The organism is Brevibacillus sp. NRS-1366, assembly GCF_050467985.1.
The window spans coordinates 74514-90304 of record NZ_JBITPN010000006.1; the positions used below are offsets into that span (position 1 = coordinate 74514).

Sequence of the window (15791 nt, forward strand, 5' to 3'; positions counted from 1 at the left end):
ATGCATGGTTATTTTTTAGCAATGGTTTATTTTCTGCCTATTCCATAGTACAATATTTGTTAATCTATCTTTTCGACAAAATGTAGAGTGGTAGTTTCCTCCATAATGAAAGGTGATCGCTTTGAAGAAAAAAAAGTCCATACAAATGAGCCGTATGTGGGAATATTTCGTAGAGGCTACCGCCCAAATTATTAAAGAAGAGGGCATCGAGAATGTCACGATTCGCAAAATTGCCGATATTGCCGGCTACAATAGTGCTACGATCTACAACTACTTTAGCGAGATCTCTCACCTTGTGTTTTTTGCCTCGCTGAAATTTTTGAAGCAATATTTCGAAGAAGTCGCCAAGCTGTATAAAGATAAAAATCTGCAAGCGAATGAAAAGTACATCCGGCTTTGGGAGCTCTTTTGTCATCATTCTTTTCAAAGTCCGCATGTCTTCCATGCGATTTTCATCGCTGATTTGGGGAGCCATCCTGACGATCTTTTAAAGCATTACTATAGTGTCTACCCTTCCGAGATCATCGACTTCCCTGATGAACTGAAACCGATCATTCTGGTGCAGAATATTTCAAAACGCGGACGAGGGGTTCTGGAGTTAGTGGCGAAGGAAGGCTACATGAAAGAAGAGTCGATTGATTACATCAACGAGCTGACCCTTCTCGTATGGCAAGGAATGTTCACGACCTTCCTGAACAACCGATGCGCCTACAGTCCTGAAGAAGCTACACAGAGGACCATGCTCTACATTCGAGAGATCGTGCAAAACGCGAACCATTTCTCTTTTACAAAAGAACAGTCTGACACCAGCTCCCAGCTTTCTGCTACTTAATGAATTCAAGCAAATCCAAGCTTTTTGTGCATACGAAAAAGCCAGCCCTCTTTTCTAAGAGATAACTGGCTTTTTGTCTTCTGTCTATTCGTCGATCTAATATTCATTACCCTTTCAAGCGATTGACCCAGAATCCGCCTTTAAGCTGTTTTGCCTCAAAGGAGATGACAAACGCTTTGGGTGCGATCTCATTAATGAGCTTCCAGAGCTTCTTCTCGTTTGTCCGCTTGGTCAGCACCTGCATCATCAGACGGTGTCCATCTCGGCCCTCTGCTACCCAGGATGTTACGCCAAAGCCATGTTCACGCAATTTCACCGGAACCTCCAGGTCTACGGAGTCCACGACTACTTGCAGCGTCACATACCCCAAGGCCAAATATTCCTCAATCTTGCTTCCGATGTACACACCCATCCCCCAACCGATGCAATAAGCAGCGAGGTTGATCGGATTGTCCAGATTATCTAGGACAATTGCCAACCCTTTCAAATAAACGAACACTTCCACCATTGCCACAATTGATGCCAACACGCGATACCCTTTGATCACCATTAACAGTCGTAATGTAAAGAAGGATACATACAAAATGTTAATCCCAATGATGATCAAGACAAACTCGAAGCCCATCGCTCTCCTACCCCCACCCGATCCGGGTACTGTGTAATTTGATAATCATGATTACAATATAATCTATCCAGTTTGCAAAAGCCAGATGAAAAACGAAGGGAGAAGATTCTCTATTAACATACCGTTATGTACTAAAATGATCTAAAGGATATAATCGGGTCACTAATGATGGATAACTCATCGTTGGGAAGCACTTTTGTGGCGCGTATTTTCGCTTCGAAACTGATTCGCTTTTGTCATCAACCGCGTTGACAACCTGTTCGATATTGCTGCGAAATCGAATCAATCGAACCTCAATTGAATCAAAAGGAGTCAGGTAGTGTAAAAAACAAGCAATTCCATGCTTTACTTTTTGAAAATTCCATCATTATATGGGTTATTAATCGGCATGGAAATTGCTAATTAGGGTACTATCAGCAGGAAAAAACAGACACTACCCCATTGAAAAAGGAGGAGCAAAAAGGAGAACCCTGCTGATTCGTGAAGGATACCCATAAAGGAGGTTTGCAATGAAACTCATTCACATTCTTGGAGTGCTGCCGTTTATTGGCCTATTGGGCTTGTTGCCGCTGATTAATCAGGTTAAGCCTTTCGTATTGGGGATGCCGTTCATTCTGTTCTGGTTTGTGTTGTGGGTCGTTCTAACCACCGTGATTTTGGCGATTATTTTTCGTATTGACCCAGCGAATCGGGAGGGCGATCGTTCATGAATGCCGCGCTTCTTGTGATCTTTGGATTTTTGCTCTTTTCAATTTATTTGGGTATTCGTGCAAAAAAGGGAAAGAAAATGGATTTGGAGCAATGGACGGTTGGCGGAAGAGGCTTTGGTGCCATGTTTGTCTTCCTTCTCATGGCAGGTGAGATCTATACAACATTCACGTTCCTCGGCGGAAGCGCGTGGGCCTACGGTAAAGGAGGACCTGCTTACTATATCCTTGCTTATATTAGTCTGTCGTATGTTCTCGGGTACTGGTTGCTTCCTGCCATTTGGCGATATGCGAACAAACACAAGCTGATGTCACTTTCCGATTTTTACGAAAAGAAATACGACAGCCCATTTTTTGGGATGCTCGTCGCGATCGTTGGTATCATTTCGATTATTCCCTACCTTGTTCTTCAATTGAAAGGATTGGGGATCATTGTTTCACAAGCTTCGTATGGTTCCATTTCACCGACCCTCGCCATATGGATTGGAGCCATTGCCGTTACTGTTTATGTGATGGTGTCTGGGATTCATGGCTCAGCATGGACGGCGGTCATTAAGGATATCATGATTTTTGGAATCGTTGTCTTTATGGGATTCTACATTCCCTTTCATTATTACGGTGGAATTTCGTCCATGTTTTCAGGGATCGAGGAGGCCGCACCCGGATTCTTGGCTATTCCAGAAAAAGGGCTTAGTGTCTCTTGGTTTATCTCAAGCGTATTGCTAACCGTTTTTGGCTTCTATATGTGGCCGCATGGGTTTGGCGGCGTTTGTGCCGCGAAAAGTGAAACGGCCCTTCGTAAAAATGTCGTGATCAGCCCATTGTATACACTTATGCTCCTGTTTGTGTTCTTTGTCGGGTTTGCAGCCATACGCCAGGTACCCGGCTTAAGTGGGCCTGATGCGGATCTTGCTTTATTGAAAATTTCGATTCAAACTTTTGATCCATGGTTCGTTGGTTTGATCGGAGCTGCTGGGTTGCTGACAGCATTGGTACCCGGATCTATGTTGCTGTTATCTGGCGCAACACTTCTGTCAAAGAACGTCTACAAAACATTTGTTCCTACAGCCTCGGATTTACAAGTCATGAAATTGGCGCGATATCTGGTCCCTGTAATTACGCTGGTTTCCGTCTTCTTTACGCTGAATGGCGGCAATACCATCGTAACGCTGCTCTTGATGGCTTACAGTTTTGTTACTCAATTGTTCCCAGCCATGATTTTTAGCTTTACAAAAAATCGTTTTGTCACAAAGCAGGGGGGAGCTGCCGGAATCATTTTCGGTGTGAGCATTGTTGCGTATATCACGATTACGAAAATGACGGTCAGCTCGCTGTTTCCATTTTTTCCACAATGGGTTCTGGATTTGAACGTGGGGATCATCGCGCTTGTAGCTAACGTGCTCATAACCATTATTGTCAGCCTGCTTACCAAAGGGCTTGGGCATCATCTTCCTTCACGAGAATATAAACAAAGCAAAGTTGTATAGAGCATCTTTCTCAATCAATGTCTACATCCAAATACTATGAGGTGATCAAATGTTGGCAGATCTGGTCTTTGTGAATGCGCAAGTCATAACGGTTGATGAAAAAAATCGTCTCGCTGAAGCGGTAGCGGTAAAAGAAAGTCGTATCGTCGCGGTGGGCACAAACAAGGAGATTGAAAGCTGGATTGGGGGACAGACCCAAAAAATCGACTTGCATGGTAAGAGCTTGTTGCCAGGATTTATAGATTCCCATTTGCATCTTACCGCGTATGGAACAACCAAGCTTGGCGTGAATTGCAAAGAGCCTCATATTCAATCGCTACACCATCTGTTTGCCGATCTAAAAGCCCTTGCCAAGAAAACCCCAAAAGGAGAATGGTTGCGTGCGTCAGGGTTCAACGAGATGAAAATAGAAGAACAGCGGTATCCCTCCCGCTGGGAATTGGATGCAATCTCCATCGAGCATCCCATTCAGATCACGCGTACATGCGGTCATATTTCAGCTGTAAACAGCAAAGCGCTGGAGTTGGGAAGTATCACCGAGGAAACGCTTGATCCAGCTGGAGGAAGAATCGATCGCGATGAGTGGGGTATTCCAACTGGATTGCTCATTGAAACCGCTCACTCAAGCTTGCTGCAAATTGCGGTTTATACGGAGGAAGAGATTCGGAAAGCGATGACAATGGCATCAGCTGACTTTATTGCTGCAGGAATTACGAGTATCCATGATGCGGGAGGATTCGGCCCGGAGAATCTGCGCATGCTCCAGCAAGCTGTCAAAGCGGATGACATCAAGGTGAGAGTTTATGCCATGATTGGATCTTTGAATCGCTCCGAGGATTTCGTTGAGAAAATGGTTCAAGCAGGTGTCATTACGGGATTGGGGGATGAACGGTTTCGGATCGGGCCAGCAAAGATCTTTACCGATGGCAGCAGCAGCGGCCCCACAATCGCGACAAGAGAACCATACACAAGCAATCCTGACAATTATGGAATCTTGTATTTCACGCAAGAGAGAATTACCGAGATTCTCGGGGAGGCACACAAGAAAGGGTTCCAGATTACCGCGCATGCACAAGGGGATCGTGCGATTGAAATGGTTTTAAACTGCATTGAAGAATCGTTAGAGAAATATCCGCGTAAAGACCATCGCCATCGCATTGAACATGCGGGCATTACCATGCCAGATTTACTGGAACGGATGAAAAAGCTTGGGGTTGTGCCTGTTCCGAATCCACCGTTCTTTTACGAATTTGGAGATGGGTACCTGAAAAACTACGGCCAGCGAGTAAATCACATGTATCCTGTACGTGATTTTATCGACAACGGGATCATTGCGGCGGGAAGCTCTGATTGTCCTGTTACCCATTACAATCCACTGCTCGGTATCCATGTTGCAGCGAACCGAATAAGCGGGTCAGGTCAAGCGGTCGGAGCCAATCAACGGATTACTGTCTTGGAAGCTATCAAGCTGTACACATGGAACGGAGCCTATGCAAGCTTTGAAGAAAACATCAAGGGCAGCATCGAGGTTGGGAAGCTAGCGGACCTAGTTGTGTTAAGCGAACGGATACTCGATGCAGCAGTAGAACATATTAAAGAGATTCAGGTGGATATGACGTTAATAGGCGGCAAGATGGAATATGTAAGAGATGCTGTAACCAACTGCTAGGAAAAAACAAACAGGTCATGAGAGGAGGGTCTCCCTTAATCGTGACCTGTCTTTTTTAACGTGTAAGAAAGTTTAAGTGCTTCACCGTATGAAAGTAACATCACTTAAACTTTCTGGAACGCATAAAAACCTTCCGATAAAACGCGGTCGCTCATCCATGAGAAATCCTCGTTAGAGGTTTTTTTACCATCAAGATCTCGTTGCGTCCATATTGTATTTGGCCAGTCTTCTGATAAGTGACGATTGTGTAATACCGAGCGCTTTCGCTGTTTTTCGCGTTGTTTTGTGCTCCTGATACGATTGATTAATGATCTCTCTTTCAATGTCTTGCAGGGTCTTTTTTAAGCATGCGGTTTGTGAGACAGAGAAGTTGTGAACTTCCTTTTCTGCTAGTACCCGATAGCGCTGGGGAAGATCGGCGAGAGTGATTTCGTCTTTCTTGGACATGATGACAAGCTGTTCCAGCACATTTTCCAGCTCTCGAATGTTCCCTGGCCAACGATATTGCTGTAAGGCCTGTATCGCTTCATTGGAAAGTTTCCGATTCCGATTATATTTGCTGTTGAAATTTTGCAAATAAAAACAGAGCAGCGGGAAAATATCGTCCTGACGTTCGCGGAGAGGAGGAATATTGATCGGCAGCACATTCAGCCGATAAAACAAATCTGTGCGAAACTTCCCTTGATCCACAAGCATTTCCAGATCTTGATTGGTTGCAGCGATGATGCGGACATTCGCTTTCACGGTCTCGGAAGCGCCAATAGGCAAATAGGTTTTATTCTGCAGCAATTGCAAAAGCTTCGACTGAAGAGGGAGGGGCAATTCGCTGACCTCATCCAAAAAAAGTGTCCCGTTCTCCGCCATTTTCACCAAACCCAGCTTCCCGCTGTTGTTTGCGCCCGTAAACGCCCCTTTTTGATAACCGAATAACTCTGATTCCAGCAGCGCCTCGGGAATCGCAGCGCAGTTAATATGGATGAATGGATTCTCTTGGCGTTCGCTGGTCTGATGAATTTTTTCAGCGACAACATTTTTACCCACTCCAGTTTCACCGATAATCAGGACGGTTGTCTCTACATCTGCTACTTTCTCAATGAACTCAGTCAACGTGTCAAACGCTTTGCTTTTTCCGATAAAGACGTGCTCTTCCCTAAATAAATAGCTTTGCTTTACTTTTGCTCTTCGCATTTCCCGAATGTAGCGCTCCAAAAGAAGCCGTATTTCATCGATTTCCACTTGTGAGCCCTCCACCAGGATTTTGTTAAAATCCGGTCCGTGAGCGATCACATAGTGCGGTTCATTCTTTCGATTATAGAGGATATGCGCAGAACTCATATATTTTTTTCCGTTTTGCATACGCTGCACCAATGTGATTGTTTTCTTTTGTTCAAGCGCTCTTCGAATAACGGAAGGAGAGTAAATCCCATTTTGTTCTTGTTCGGCCACATTTATTCCTATCACATCTTTGCGGTTTATTCCCATCATTTTTTCAACGGTTTTATTGATCCACAGTGTATTCCCTTGATGATCGGCAATGTGTACGCCACTGTCGATTGTATCTAGGATTTGCAGAAAATAATCGGATTCCAATTCGAAACGACGTGTATCCAAACGAAAACCTCCTCTATACAGGAAAAGAAAGAGTCGAATTTTTTTGAAATCTCTCATCAGTATACCATAGTGAAAATGAATGGATCGCATTGAAAGTGGCAAGTGACACGAGATAAGCCGGTTGTGCGCTCTTCACAATCAGAAAGCCCCTTTCCCTGGACCTAAGGGTGCAAGGCCAAACCTGATCTTTTGAGTCGTACGGGGGAATTTAGCGCCCGTATCCCGGCAGATCGAGGATGATCAGTTGAAATTGGGAAGGAATATCAAGCAATAGTTCAAGGCTGGCCCAATCAGTACAACCGCCCATGGCGGAGCTTTCCAAAACTCAAGCATTGTAAAAAGGATAGCTGCGAGAGCAAAATCGGCAGCCGTGAATATCGAGCTGGTCCAAATCGGGTCATAAAGCGCAGCTAACAGTATCCCTACTACAGCTGCATTCACTCCTGCCAAAGCACCTTGTATCCCTTGTTTTTTGCGAATTGCATCCCAGAATGGCAACGTCCCCGCAACCAATAAAAAAGCGGGTAAAAAGATGGCGAATGTAGCGACTCCAGCTCCAATCCATCCATTCATCACTGCGCCCAAATAGGCTGCAAATGTAAACAATGGACCTGGAACCGCTTGGGTCGCGCCATAACCAGCAAGGAACGCTTCTTTTGATAGCCATCCTGGCGGCAACACTTCCCTTTCCAGGAGAGGAAGAACGACATGACCTCCTCCGAAAACGAGGGAGCCTGCCCTGTAAAAGCTGTCAAATACCGCAAGCCATGGGTATGACATGACTCCCGTAAGAACGGGTAGCGCAATAAGCAGACAAACAAATAACGTCAAACAAAATATAGCAACAGAACGCCTTAGCGGCACATCGATTTCTGGTAAAGCAGACGTCTGTTCATTTCTGTAAAAGTACCAACCAACCAGTCCAGCAAGGACAATGATCGTAATCTGACTGAAAGCCGTTTGCCACAATAAAGTTGCCGTCGCTGCCAAAATAGCGATCGTTGCCCGCTTTCTGTCAGGAGTAAGCTTTTTTGCCATCCCTATTACGGCATGAGCAACAATCGCAACAGCTACTATTTTTAGGCCATGAACCCACCCGACATTTCCAATATCAGCACCCTTCATGAAAAAAGCGAACAACACGAGTGCAAGGACGGAAGGCAGCGTAAAACCAATCCAGGCAGCAACACCTCCAAGCAGCCCGCCACGCATGATCCCAATTCCGATACCAACCTGGCTGCTTGCGGGACCAGGTAAAAACTGGCAAAGAGCAACGAGCTCGGCATAGCTCCTCTCATCAAGCCATTTTCTGCGCTTGATGTACTCGTCGTGAAAATAACCTAGATGAGCGATTGGCCCCCCAAACGAGGTAACTCCTAGCTTTGTAGAAACGAGAAATAATTCTAGTAGCCTTTTTAATTTTCTATTATCCGCATTTGCCTGAACTCGGTTAGTGTTCATCCGCTGTTCTTTTCTCCCTCCATCCGCTTCTACCCCTGACTTTCTCTTCACACATTCCACTACAACAATCTTTCTCCTTCTATAGAAGGAACGAAACTTTTGTGGTCGATCGGAGACGACAAGACGATCAGAATCGTGTAATTCCCAAAGGAATCACAACTGTTCCCAAATCGCTCCAGCTCCTGCATCGAATCCGTAACCACCTTCAACAAATAATTATGTTCCCCGCTAATCCTGTGACATTTACTACCTCCGGGCTATTACGGCAGAATGCGAGGAAAGCGTTACAATCCTTTGTTCGAAACAGCATGTAAGCAGCAGCCTGCTTTCCAATTTTCTCACGCGAGAGAATGGCCCTGTATTCTTGAATAACGCCTTTTTCCTCCAAACGCCGCACTCGCTCTGTTACCGCTGGCTGCGATAAACCGACTGCCTTTCCCAGCTCCGTCATAGAGATTCTAGCCTGGCCTTGAAGCTGCAGCAGGATTTGCTTATCTACTTGATCCACGTAGGACACCTCCTATAAATTAAAACATTTTCAGGTGAAAGAAATGGTTTTTCTTTGTAAAAATACCATAATACTTTTAAACACTCATGTAAATAAAGTAACTACATTAATATAATAAACTAACAATAGTAAAGCGATAAAAAGCTTTAACTAGAAGAAAGGATGAAGATTGATGCCAACATCTTATTCACCAAAAACACCTGATTCGCTTCTTCGGTCCCTAGTCGACGAGGTGATCAATCAAGCGCTTATGGAAAAACGGTTGGTAGGCGCAGTCGTGAAAGTAGCGGTAGAGGGTGAACTTATCTATAGCAACGCTTCCGGATTCGCCGATCACGAGACAATCCGCCCGATGGCTGAGAATTCCTTATTTCGCCTGGCTTCCGTATCCAAGCCAATTGTTTCTGCCGCTGCGCTCGTTTTAGTCTCCCAGGGAAAAATGGGCTTAGACGATGAAATCAGCAAGTGGTTGCCGGAGTTTCGCCCCCACCTACTTAACGGCGAACTTGCCAAAATTACGGTACGCCAGTTGCTCACTCATACGGCTGGGCTCGGCTACGGCTTCCTGGAGAAAGAAGGCGGTGGACCTTATCACCGGGCAGGGGTTTCCGACGGGATGGATCGATCTGGACTTACGCTGGAAGAAAACATGCGCCGTCTTGCCTCAGTGCCGCTGCTCTATGAACCAGGAACAGATTGGGGCTACTCTTTGGCGACCGATGTACTTGGCGCTGTAATCAGCCGCGTGACGAATGCGCCACTGGCCGATGCCATTTCAAGATTGGTCACACATCCTTTAGGTATGGTCGACACCTCTTTTGCTGTACTCGACAAGCACCGCCTGGTCACTCCCTATGTCAATGACGAGCCTCTGCCTCGCCGCATGCACGATCTCGATATTGTTCCGGTTTTTGAAGGCACAGCCGGTATCCGTTTTGAGCCAGCACGCGCTTTTGACACGGATGCGTTTGCTTCCGGTGGCTCAGGGATGATCGGTACAGCAGGTGATTTCTTGCATCTTTTGGAAGTTCTGCGCAATGGCGGTGATCCGCTCTTACCGGCTGAGCTAGTCCGGGAGATGGGCTCTATCCAAACTGGAGATATGCCACTGGCAAATTGGCCGGGACGCGGCTTTGGACTAGGCTTCACCGTACTTCATGACCCTGACGCAGGCCAAACGTCGGAATCACCGGGTACATGGCGCTTGGGGGGAGCTTATGGACATTCCTGGTTTGTCGACCCGGCTCGCAAGCTCAGCGTAGTCGCTTTTACCAACACAGCGTATGAAGGCATGTCCGGCCCCTTCACCGTTGCGCTCACTGAAGCGATCTATCAGGGGATCAAAAAATGATGCCTCGCCCATATAAGAATCCGATCTTCTTCATCGCGCTAGGGTTGTTCGGAGTATATACGATAGAATTTGGCGTTGTCGGGATTCTCCCAGTGATTATGGAGCGATATGAAGTAACAGCATCATTAGCGGGCATGCTAGTCGGGATATTTGCGCTGGTGATTGCGCTGCTCGGTCCATTTATGGTACTGCTGCTCTCCAGATACAACCGCAAAAAGATATTGATGATCTCCTTGTTCATATTCACCGCAAGCAGCTTGCTGTCAGCTTATGCACCCAACTTCTATGTCCTGCTAGCGCTACGTATTATCCCGGCCCTGTTTCACCCTGTTTATTTTTCCTTGGCATTTGTTGCAGCCAGGTCTCTGTACCCCGCAGAGAAGATGTCCTTTACAGAGCAATTGGGTATTTTGCGCAAAGTTCCTCTCTGGATCAATATCGGCGCAGCCACGTTCATCTTTGCCGCCATGTTTTCTGTCTACAGCTATTCGGTTGAATATCTCGGGCAAGAGATGAGCCTTACCGGCGAAGTGATTGGCATCATGTTGGTCATCTTCGGAATTGGCGGAGTAGCAGGCAATCTTTTCGCGGGGAATTTGATTAGTAGAAATAAAGTAAAAACGACATTTTTTCATCCGCTTGCTTTGGGTCTCTCCTATTTCTTGCTCATATGGGGCAGTTCTTTTTCACTCCCGCTTGTGGTCATCATGATTATTTGGGGAGCCGCTCATACTAGTGGGCTGATCGTGACCCAAATATGGCTGACCGCTGAGGCTACCGAGGCACCAGGGTTTGCAACCGCGCTCTATATTTCTTTTATCAATCTGGGTGTCACGATCGGTTCAGCTACGGGTGGTTGGTTCATTTCCCAAGTCGGCATGCAAGGCACTATGTGGAGTGGCTATTCTTTCATACTAGTGGCACTGGTCTGCATCGGACTTCGTATCCTCCTTTGTCGAAAAGAACGTCGCACCCATGCCAAAATGGTCGTGCAAAGCCAAGGAAAATAAATGGTCGAAAAATCAAAAACCAGTTTCAACATGATCGCCTCGTGTTGTAGACTGGTTTTTCTTCCCTTTATATTTTTCAGAATTATCAGTCCTAAATATACAGACCAAGCCGTAACTCTCCCGGCTTTCTAGCTTTTTCACACAAAACACCGCGCAATGACATTCAGACCGATATGCTGCTCATTCAATTCATCGCTTGCGACCTTTTCCTCGGTCCCCGTCAATGTAATGATTTGCGGAAGAACCAGCGCAAACCGATTCTCCGTCACGGTTTCGAGAAAAAATTGTCCGTCCTTGTCCCATAATAGATTCCCTGCTAATATTCTGGTCTCCACACAAATCCTCCCCATCTCTTCAGCTGCTTTTTGTAACTTCTCTATACATGTTTATGTGAATATGAAGCAAAGACGGGTACCATTTACCCGCCTTCAAAATGCCCAATTATTGCTCGTTTTTCAGTCGCGCGTCCAAAACAAAGTTTCCAAATGGAAGCAGAGACGCGATAAAAGCACCGACAACCCGTAAGATCGACCATCTATTTTTGAGGGTCACATGGGCCAGCGCCAAAATGTAGAGGACAAAGAACAACCCGTGCAGCGAACCGGCGATTTTAACAGCGGCCGGCACATCTAGAAAATACTTGAGCGGCATGGCAATCCCGAGCAGTACCAAATACGAGATCCCTTCTATAATACCGATAACGCGAAAACGTCCAAGCGGGGTATTCATCATGAGAGGTACCATCCTTGAAAGTAATTACCATCATTATAAACGAAAAACTATCAAAATGAGCACATTTGTTTAATGTTCATAATTATTTCAAAAACGGTTACCTCAGCGACTCATTCCATTTTGCCCGCTCACGAAAATCACATAGCAGTTCCCTAGCTGCGTTCGGGATTCGGTTGGTTCGTATTTGAAGCCTTAACCTGTACACGCTCTTTTCCCATCAGCACGATACAGACGACAGCAAGCAAGGCTGGAACCAGTGCCCACATAAACGTATGAGCAATCGACGAAGCGAGGATATCCGTAATTTTGTCCAAAATAGGCGCGGGAATGGCCGCACGCGTCTCCGGTGTAAGAATAGAACGCGGGTCCGTAATCGCCCCGACGCCTGTCTCCTGACCCGCAAAGGCAGATGACATGCCATTTTCAAACTGGTTGCGCTGCAAAATTCCAAAGACAGTGATCCCGAGCGTCATGCCAAGCGACCGGAAAAAGGAGCCCGTAGAACTGGCCGAACCGCGCTGGCGCATATCAAAGCCGTGAATGGCAGCCATACCCAAGACTGAAAAAGAAAACCCTACACCAAAACCGGTAATGACCATATAAACGGTAACGATCCCGCGTGAAACGTCAGGAGACAGCGTACTGAGTAGAAAAATACCTGGTACGAAAAAGACAGACGAGAGCAGCATAATGTTGCGGAAACTCGTTTTGGTTGTCAACAGGCCGCCGAGTTGGCTACCGAATACTGATCCTAGCATCATCGGTGTTAACAGCAGACCGGAATTGGTAGCAGTCCCGCCGAATACCCCTTGAATAAAAATGGGAAGATACACGGTTGTAATAATAAAAGCCGAACCATACAAGAGAGCTACAGCATTGGAGGCAGCAAATAAACGCCGTTTAAACATCACAAACGAAATGATCGGCTCCGGCACTTTTGTTTCCACCACCAAGAAGATCACAAACAACAAAGCAAACGATGTAAACAGTCCCATGATCTGAATAGAATTCCATGCGAATTGATTTCCACCAAGCTCAAGCGCAAACATCAAGCTGACAACCCCTCCAACCAGAGTAATGGCTCCCCACCAGTCGATGCTTTGCTTGCGGTGTTCCAGCGATTCGTGATAATAAACGGAGATGAACCAGAGTGACAGTGCACCAATCGGCACATTGATGTAAAAAATCCAATGCCAGCCGACATATTCTGTTATGTACGCACCAAGCAATGGGCCAAATACACTGGAGGTACCAAAAACGGCACCGAACAAGCCTGTCATTTTCCCCCGCTTTTCTGGAGGAAAGACGTCAAAAATGATGGTAAACGCAATAGGCATCAATGCACCGCCACCGATCCCTTGGATGGCACGGTAAATACTTAACTCCACGATGCTATTGGCCGTCCCGCAGAGGATGGAACCGAGCAAAAAGACGACGAGACCGAATACATAAAACCGCTTTCTACCGTACATATCGGAGAGCTTCCCGAAGATCGGCATCCCCGCCATCGTAGCTACCATATATGCCGAAGTAACCCAGACGAATTTATCCATTCCTCCCATTTCGCCAACAATGGTGCCCATGGCCGTGGCCACGATTGTATTGTCCATAGATGCCATCAGTAGACCTAGCAATAGCCCGGCGAGGACATAATTCACTTTGCTTTCTTTGGCGATCAAGCAAGTCCCTCCTATCGTTTTCAAGATAATTCCTCTACCTATTATATTCAAATTTAAGTGAACGTCTGTAAAAAATTACTGCTAGAAACAGAAAAAACCACCTTCCCTGGCTCAACATGTGGCGCAGAAAAGATGGATGTAATCACTAGTTTGTGTTAGTTGGTCTTCAATACATCGTGATCGACGTAACGCTCACCATTCAGTTCACTGATTACGTTGATCGCTACTTTGGCTCCATCGCCAGCAGTGATAATCGTATGTACGCTTACACCCGCACACGTACCGGCAGCCCAAATTCCATCCACGTTTGTTTTTCCTTGTGCGTCCACGTCGACAACCGTTTTGATCCGTGGCTCCGTACCTTCCTTGGTGTTTACCCCGATCGATTCTGCCAGTGTAACCAACGCACCTGTAGCCAGGATGACATGTTTTGCTTCAAAGGAGCCTTTTTCTGCTGTTTCCACAACCAGACCTTGCTCGGTTTTCGTAATATTGTTTACTTGATCGGTAACCAGCTCCGCACCGAATTTGGCCGCTTGCTTTTTACCTGTTTCAATCAGATCTGGGCCAGTAATTTCCGAGATGCCGTAGTGGTTTTCTAACCAGGCACGCTTAGTCATGCTTTTGTCATTGTCGATTAACAACGTCTTTTTTCCCGCTTTTGCTGCAAACAGCGCTGCACTTCCCCCTGCTGGACCTGCTCCAATAATAACGATATCGAACATAGGTATCTCCCCTTTCCAAAATGTGTTTCACAACATAATTATATACTTTGTTTCTAAAAAGAAAAAGGCCTGTTAGGTAAAAACTTTATGTAAGGTATAGAGTGGTGGTCGGTGAGGCTGTGGTGGTGGAGAGGAAAAAGGAGAAAACGCTCCAGCTTCTTGGGCCCTTACCGGGGGTCATCCCTGCACGTCTCCATGAAAAAAGCGAAACCGCGTCCAAAGTAGCCGATTCATGACGCTTATCAGCTTCGCTTTTTTCTCCTTTTTCCTCGAGTAACCTTGACTCTTCTACCTGTCTTCTCTTGGAGCTTTCCACGGAGTTTCCTGTGAATGCGTTTGAAATTAGACATTTATCTGAATGCCTCCTTGCAATTACAAGCTACTGTGAACAGACTGATCGAGGCGGAGGTAGAACGCAGAGGACCTCCAGCTCAACAACGAACACGACTATCTAGCTTGAAACGTTAAACAAGCATACCTGTTAAACTCAATTCAAGTAATAATCAAACATTTAATGCCACCAAAGACGAATTTTGTTCAAATTGATAATGATCTTGACCAAGGAAACAAAACCCAATATTGTGTGAATTAGACAACTACTTATTACTTTCAAGGAGAAATTAGACTATCCCTGTTTGGTCAATAGAACTCTAATAAAAGTTGGTGAAGAGCTACGTGCCTAATATAACAAAACTTTTATTTAAAAAAAGAACAATCCTATACCTATTGCTTATCTGGTTCCTCATACACGTTCTACTTGTGACTTTTGATGGTTTCCATGACGAAAAACAAATAGTTGATGTCGGCGTTGTATTAGGGAATAAAGTTGAAATAGACGGAACACCGTCTGACAGATTACTATCTCGTTTGGAGAAGACTGCGGAACTTTATAGCACAGGTTATTTTTCGTACATTCTTGTTAGTGGCGGCGTCGGTAAGGAAGGCTTTGACGAAGCAGAGGTAATGAAGAGATATTTAGTTCAAAAAGGAATACCCAACGACAAGATCATAACGGACAACATGGGAATCAATACAAGAATGACCGCACAAAATACCAGAAAAATAATGGATGCTATGGGGGTCAAATCGGTTATGGTAATCACTCAGTTTTACCATATGAGCAGGACTAAATTAGCGTTCTCTCAGGTCGGCTTCGATCCTGTTTATTCGGCTCATGCAAATTATTTGGAATGGAGAGATTGTTATTCACTTTTCAGGGAGTTCTTTGCTTATTATGAGTACCTGCTCTTGAATCATTAGACTTCCATCGGACCCGTATAAAAGCATCCGGGACGAATGCTGAACTGCTGCCTTACTTCACTGTAGACAGACACTAGCGATTCCCCGCCAAAACGATCGAAGCCCTTCATTTTTGATATGCTCCCTTTCGGGTA

Annotated in this window: 15 protein-coding genes and 1 pseudogene; 8 read left to right on the plus strand and 8 right to left on the minus strand. The window is 45.7% G+C overall.

All coding sequences use genetic code 11. From position 1 onward, the window contains the following. Positions 1-121: 121 nt before the first annotated feature. Positions 122-832 carry a TetR/AcrR family transcriptional regulator gene (locus ACIFQN_RS04225; protein WP_429831790.1) on the plus strand — a complete coding sequence of 237 codons (711 nt, stop codon included), beginning with the start codon at positions 122-124 and terminating at the stop codon, positions 830-832. Positions 833-938: 106 nt separating this feature from the next. Here the strand turns inward: ACIFQN_RS04225 and ACIFQN_RS04230 are convergent, their stop codons facing one another. Next, positions 939-1457, minus strand: coding sequence for a DUF2179 domain-containing protein (locus tag ACIFQN_RS04230; RefSeq protein ID WP_429831791.1), 519 nt, complete (start codon positions 1455-1457; stop codon positions 939-941). A 509-nt stretch (positions 1458-1966) separates the two neighbouring features. Between ACIFQN_RS04230 and ACIFQN_RS04235 the strand changes: the two genes are divergently transcribed. Genes ACIFQN_RS04235 through ACIFQN_RS04245 form a run of 3 tightly spaced genes read left to right on the plus strand, consistent with a single transcriptional unit; the run spans position 1967 to position 5320 of the window. After that, a complete protein-coding gene (locus ACIFQN_RS04235) occupies positions 1967-2167 on the plus strand; it encodes a DUF3311 domain-containing protein (protein WP_429831792.1) in 201 nt (66 codons plus the stop codon). After that, positions 2164-3651, plus strand: coding sequence for a sodium:solute symporter family protein (locus tag ACIFQN_RS04240; protein WP_429831793.1), 1488 nt, complete (start codon positions 2164-2166; stop codon positions 3649-3651). The genes ACIFQN_RS04235 and ACIFQN_RS04240 overlap by 4 nt, the downstream gene beginning before the upstream one ends. Before the next feature lie 49 nt (positions 3652-3700). Further along, positions 3701-5320: an amidohydrolase gene (locus ACIFQN_RS04245; protein WP_429831794.1), complete on the plus strand. Its 1620-nt coding sequence runs from the start codon at positions 3701-3703 to the stop codon at positions 5318-5320. Between the two features lie 189 nt (positions 5321-5509). Here the strand turns inward: ACIFQN_RS04245 and ACIFQN_RS04250 are convergent, their stop codons facing one another. The 3 genes and pseudogenes from ACIFQN_RS04250 to ACIFQN_RS04260 all read right to left on the minus strand — a co-directional run bounded on the left by ACIFQN_RS04250 (position 5510) and on the right by ACIFQN_RS04260 (position 8900). Continuing rightward, positions 5510-6931, minus strand: a complete 1422-nt coding sequence (locus ACIFQN_RS04250) for a sigma-54 interaction domain-containing protein (protein WP_429831795.1) — start codon at positions 6929-6931, stop codon at positions 5510-5512. A 240-nt stretch (positions 6932-7171) separates the two neighbouring features. Continuing rightward, the gene (gene chrA / locus ACIFQN_RS04255) at positions 7172-8392 is read right to left on the minus strand and encodes a chromate efflux transporter (protein ID WP_429831796.1); all 1221 of its coding nucleotides are present in this window, start codon (positions 8390-8392) and stop codon (positions 7172-7174) included. A 59-nt stretch (positions 8393-8451) separates the two neighbouring features. Next, positions 8452-8900 (minus strand): annotated as a pseudogene (locus tag ACIFQN_RS04260) (Lrp/AsnC family transcriptional regulator). 172 nt (positions 8901-9072) lie between these two features. Here ACIFQN_RS04260 and ACIFQN_RS04265 point away from each other — a divergent pair. Then, the gene (locus tag ACIFQN_RS04265) at positions 9073-10251 is read left to right on the plus strand and encodes a serine hydrolase domain-containing protein (RefSeq protein ID WP_429831797.1); all 1179 of its coding nucleotides are present in this window, start codon (positions 9073-9075) and stop codon (positions 10249-10251) included. After that, the gene (locus ACIFQN_RS04270) at positions 10251-11261 is read left to right on the plus strand and encodes an MFS transporter (RefSeq protein ID WP_429831804.1); all 1011 of its coding nucleotides are present in this window, start codon (positions 10251-10253) and stop codon (positions 11259-11261) included. The genes ACIFQN_RS04265 and ACIFQN_RS04270 overlap by 1 nt, the downstream gene beginning before the upstream one ends. A gap of 137 nt (positions 11262-11398) precedes the next feature. On the opposite strand, the gene ACIFQN_RS04275 is transcribed toward ACIFQN_RS04270, so the two are convergent. The 4 genes from ACIFQN_RS04275 to ACIFQN_RS04290 all read right to left on the minus strand — a co-directional run bounded on the left by ACIFQN_RS04275 (position 11399) and on the right by ACIFQN_RS04290 (position 14397). Next, positions 11399-11596, minus strand: coding sequence for a hypothetical protein (locus ACIFQN_RS04275; protein WP_429831798.1), 198 nt, complete (start codon positions 11594-11596; stop codon positions 11399-11401). 106 nt (positions 11597-11702) lie between these two features. Beyond that, a complete protein-coding gene (locus ACIFQN_RS04280; RefSeq protein WP_429831799.1) occupies positions 11703-11993 on the minus strand; it encodes a DUF3817 domain-containing protein in 291 nt (96 codons plus the stop codon). A gap of 152 nt (positions 11994-12145) precedes the next feature. Beyond that, positions 12146-13672: an MDR family MFS transporter gene (locus ACIFQN_RS04285; RefSeq protein ID WP_429831800.1), complete on the minus strand. Its 1527-nt coding sequence runs from the start codon at positions 13670-13672 to the stop codon at positions 12146-12148. A 155-nt stretch (positions 13673-13827) separates the two neighbouring features. Further along, a complete protein-coding gene (locus ACIFQN_RS04290; RefSeq protein ID WP_429831801.1) occupies positions 13828-14397 on the minus strand; it encodes an FAD-dependent oxidoreductase in 570 nt (189 codons plus the stop codon). 330 nt (positions 14398-14727) lie between these two features. On the opposite strand from ACIFQN_RS04290, the gene ACIFQN_RS04295 reads away from it, so the two are divergent. Both ACIFQN_RS04295 and ACIFQN_RS04300 read left to right on the plus strand, forming a co-directional pair. Then, a complete protein-coding gene (locus ACIFQN_RS04295; protein WP_429831802.1) occupies positions 14728-14865 on the plus strand; it encodes a hypothetical protein in 138 nt (45 codons plus the stop codon). A gap of 207 nt (positions 14866-15072) precedes the next feature. Then, a complete protein-coding gene (locus ACIFQN_RS04300) occupies positions 15073-15657 on the plus strand; it encodes a YdcF family protein (RefSeq protein ID WP_429831803.1) in 585 nt (194 codons plus the stop codon). Positions 15658-15791: the final 134 nt, after the last annotated feature.